Origin of the sequence: Sphaerospermopsis aphanizomenoides BCCUSP55 (assembly GCF_001586785.1) — a bacterium.
GTDB classification, from domain to species: Bacteria; Cyanobacteriota; Cyanobacteriia; order Cyanobacteriales; family Nostocaceae; genus Sphaerospermopsis_A; species Sphaerospermopsis_A aphanizomenoides_A.
In genome coordinates, this window is record NZ_LUFH02000191.1 from 1 (window position 1) to 3702 (window position 3702).

General features: G+C 37.3%; 3 protein-coding genes. 1 reads left to right on the forward strand and 2 read right to left on the reverse strand.

Annotation, left to right across the window (positions count from 1 at the left end):
* Window positions 1-469: 469 nt before the first annotated feature.
* Window positions 470-715, reverse strand: a complete 246-nt coding sequence (locus tag A0J48_RS25965) for a helix-turn-helix domain-containing protein (protein ID WP_325079212.1) — start codon at window positions 713-715, stop codon at window positions 470-472.
* A 114-nt stretch (window positions 716-829) separates the two neighbouring features.
* Here A0J48_RS25965 and A0J48_RS25970 point away from each other — a divergent pair, with 114 nt between their 5' ends.
* Window positions 830-1738, forward strand: coding sequence for a hypothetical protein (locus A0J48_RS25970; RefSeq protein ID WP_234301174.1), 909 nt, complete (start codon window positions 830-832; stop codon window positions 1736-1738).
* A gap of 200 nt (window positions 1739-1938) precedes the next feature.
* Here the strand turns inward: A0J48_RS25970 and A0J48_RS25975 are convergent, their stop codons facing one another.
* Window positions 1939-3042 (reverse strand): hybrid sensor histidine kinase/response regulator, encoded by a 1104-nt coding sequence (locus A0J48_RS25975; protein ID WP_200327459.1) that lies wholly within the window; start codon window positions 3040-3042, stop codon window positions 1939-1941.
* Between the last annotated feature and the right edge of the window lie 660 nt (window positions 3043-3702).

The following is a 3702-nucleotide window of genomic DNA, read 5'->3' on the forward strand; positions in this document are numbered from 1 at the left end:
AAAGTCGCACGCCCAGATTTAACTGAGAGGTGCGGAGGATAATACCTCCCATCGACTCAACCAACAAGATTTATTGGGAGCATCCCAATTTTGCAAAAATAACCGCAGCAACACCAAAAAATCTCTTCTTCCTTCTTACTTATGCCTATGGCTCCTGCGTCGCCACGCAAGCTATCGGCACGCTACGCGAACGTGTCCTTCGTTCCTACCCTATGCCTTCGGCACGCTACGCGAACGGGAACACCTTCGGTGAACGTGGTTCGTTCATTTCACGTCTTGAACTCCAACAAAAAATAAACTTTCACATTTGGGATGCTCCCGATTTATTTGGGATGTAGCTTAAATACATGAAAAGTGCCGTAACATATACTCTGATCAGTTAAAAATCAAGCTTAAATTTTAAATTTAATCGTAGAAATATTAATTTTGAAAAATTTGTTAATTGTCAAGCATAAGCATTTATTCTGCTTTATTCATAAAATTTAATACCAAAATTAACATTCAGCACCTCTTCAATGCGCTGTAAAGTTTCAATTGGCAAAGCTTTGGTTTCTTCGGATTCTATTTTGTACCAATTCATCGTTGTCAAGGGAATTTGACGACATATTTCAGCTAAAGAGCGTCTATCCGCTTCTCTGGCTTGTCTAATTCTCTTGCCCAAACCGGGTATTTCTATATCTATCGTTCTTCTAACTTTCATCCATTTTTTAGCCATTCCACTACCCTCAAATATAAACTATCAGTTTATCATTGAATATAAATCATAAATTTACAGTTGATGGTGTATCAATTAATAGCAAATTTTTTTGGGAGCTAGGAGGTAGAAATTATGAGTGAGATATCAAACATCTCTACTGATGAAAAATTGCTACCCAGCCAGAACGATTCTGCAACCAACCATGCAGAAACAGCTGTTAGCTCCGAACTAACTGAACTCAGTACAGACGAGTGGCGCGATCGCATATTTTTAGAGAGACAAGTTGAAAAAGCTTTTTACGCAGCTGCTAAAGCATTGAAAGAAATACGAGACAGACGTTTGTACCGTTCCACTCACTCAACTTTTGAAAATTACTGTCGTTCCCGATTTGGCTTTACTAATCGTCATGTGAACTACTTGATAGCCGGTTCATTGGTAGTTGAAAATTTAATGGGAACTAATAATTCCCAAGTTAAAACCCAAGACCAAACGGGAACCAATGGTTCCCAAATCTTACCAACCAGCGAACGCCAGGTTAGACCTTTGGTTTCCTTAGAACCAGAACAACAATGTTTAGCTTGGCAACAGGCAGTAGAGCAAGCGGGTGGTAAAATTCCTTCTGGTCGTCAAGTTCAAGATATTGTGGACAAAATCCGAGAAAGAACCAAAGTACCAAATCCCTACCATGTTGGGGAGGTATGTATTCTACTACCCAAAGATAACCCAGAACTAAAAGGCAAAAGTGGTTGTTGGGGTGTCATTACCCATGTTGGAGACTATAGTTGCACTATTGAGACTGGGGATACTGAGTACACAGTGAAAATAGAACATCTCAAATCCTTAGAACTATTGGATGAAGAATGCCAGTTCATGCAACAGCTATGCTCGAAACTGCGACGACTGCATCAAATTGAAAACCGAGATAGTGCCGTTGATTGGCTTTGTTCAGGATTAGGGAAACAACCAAAACCGTATCTTTCACCTTTGCAGTCAAAATTGTTAAATATTGTCGAACAAGAGTATGGACTGGCGCTAACCTAGCAAAAACCTAAAACTTGAACAAAAATTTACACTGACTTACAGATGTTATGGTAGGTATTCAGATTAGGACATGATTAGTCCTTAAAATCTAAGAATAACAAGGGTTTTACTCTTGTCTATCTTAAATGTCACCAGAGGACTCCTGTTACACCGTAAGGTTAGCGGGAGAGTGTCAATGCAAGAGCGCCTCTTGCCATCTGCTATGACGCAGGTAAAGAAACAGTGAAAACGCTACCTTTACCTAAAGTTGATGAAACATAGATATTTCCTTGATGGGCTTCTACAATCTGACGGCACAAACATAATCCTAGACCATTACCTGGACGTTGATGTTTACCCTGTCGAAAACGTTCAAATAAGTGTACTTGCTCTGATTTACTAATACCAATTCCAGTATCTTCAACAGCAATTATTACCCGTTTTTCGTGGGAACTAAGTCGTATTTCTACTGAACCCTTATCTGTAAAACGAATAGCATTACCCACTAAGTTAGTTAGCAGTCGGTAAAGTTCTATTCTATCACCCCGTACTTTCACCGCAGATGGTTGTGTGTTGTTTAATTTGACATTCAGAACTACGTTTTTGACAACAGCTAAAGGTTTGAGTTCCTGAACTACTTTTTGAGCTAATTCCCATAAGTCAACGGGAAAAAATTCCAAGTCCTTACATCCAGCTTCATACTGATAAACCTCCAGCACATTTTCCACCATTGACAGTAGGGTTTGATTACTTTCAGTTAGTAATTGCAGATGTTTCCTTATCTCTGAGAAATTATGACCAAAATTTCCTTTTTGAATCATTTGCAAAAGTTGAATTGTTGAGGTCAAAGGAGTGCGTAAATCGTGAGTCAACTTGATCATAAAATCTTCACATCGCTGCCGAGCAAGTTGGTATCTTTGATTGATACTATGTTTGAGTCGCAGAAGCGAACGGACTCTTGCTAACAATTCTTTTTGTTCTACAGGTTTCATCAAAAATTCATCAGCACTAGCTTGTAAACCGCAAATCAAACTAGGCTGATCACAATTTGCAATCAGCAACACAGGTATGAAAGGTAAATCACAATTCTGCTTAATTTGTTGAGTGATTTTACCGCCATTAATATTAGAAATAGAGGTATTTAAAATTACCAAATCAGGTGTAGATTCTGCCATCTTGGTCAAGGCTTCTGTATCACTGTTTGCTAGTGTTAGCCTGTATCCTTGTTGCTTGAGTATAGATTTGAGCAAGCAAACATTTTTGGCTGAGTCATCTATCCAAAGGATACTTTCTGTTGAGCTTGGATTCCAAAATAAAGATGTCATACAGGTATCAGTAGATTTATCTAAATTTGGTTTGCTATGTCTTTGGCTTTAACATATCTTAATACTTAAATCAAGTATTTTACCAAAACTTTAAATTTGGCATACCTCTATAGATAGATTTTTGAAACGGTTATTTGTTTTTTAGTAAGCATTTAGCTATTAATAATCAATAATCAATTTATAAGCTGTTGTGCTGCTAGATTGTATATTCTAATATTCAAATAGTATTCAAAAAAGTTGCCTGAAACCTTGTATACTTTTGACTTGCTGTTCCCAAGAAGCGTAAGTTACAAAGTTTTTCCTTGCCTCCACGACAAAACTTTTATGTCTGACGGCACGCTACACACACAACAAAACAGCAAAACCTAGTTAGATAAATTTAAAATTTATACATTTATTCTTATTGTTTATATTTGAGCATATAAAGCGGATAGCTGATAGCTGAAGGATGAATACTTATGATTTTCATATCTCTATAGATAGATTTTTTGAGAAAACTATTTGATTTTTATACCTCTATAGATAAATTTTGGCTAAGAGGCGAACAATTTTTGACCGATAGGCTGATCCATTTTTAGTCAATTATTTCCGACATTAGTGTGACTTGAACGAAAAAATGGGCTTTTAGCTCACGTTATGCTTCACAAAGCAGATGTCCAT

Excerpts from the sequence above, each read along its gene's own strand:
- A0J48_RS25965 (WP_325079212.1), bottom strand. The coding sequence starts at position 715 with ATGGCTAAAAAATGGATGAAAGTTAGAAGAACGATAGATATAGAAATA.
- A0J48_RS25970 (WP_234301174.1), top strand. The coding sequence starts at position 830 with ATGAGTGAGATATCAAACATCTCTACTGATGAAAAATTGCTACCCAGC.
- A0J48_RS25975 (WP_200327459.1), bottom strand. The coding sequence starts at position 3,042 with ATGACATCTTTATTTTGGAATCCAAGCTCAACAGAAAGTATCCTTTGG.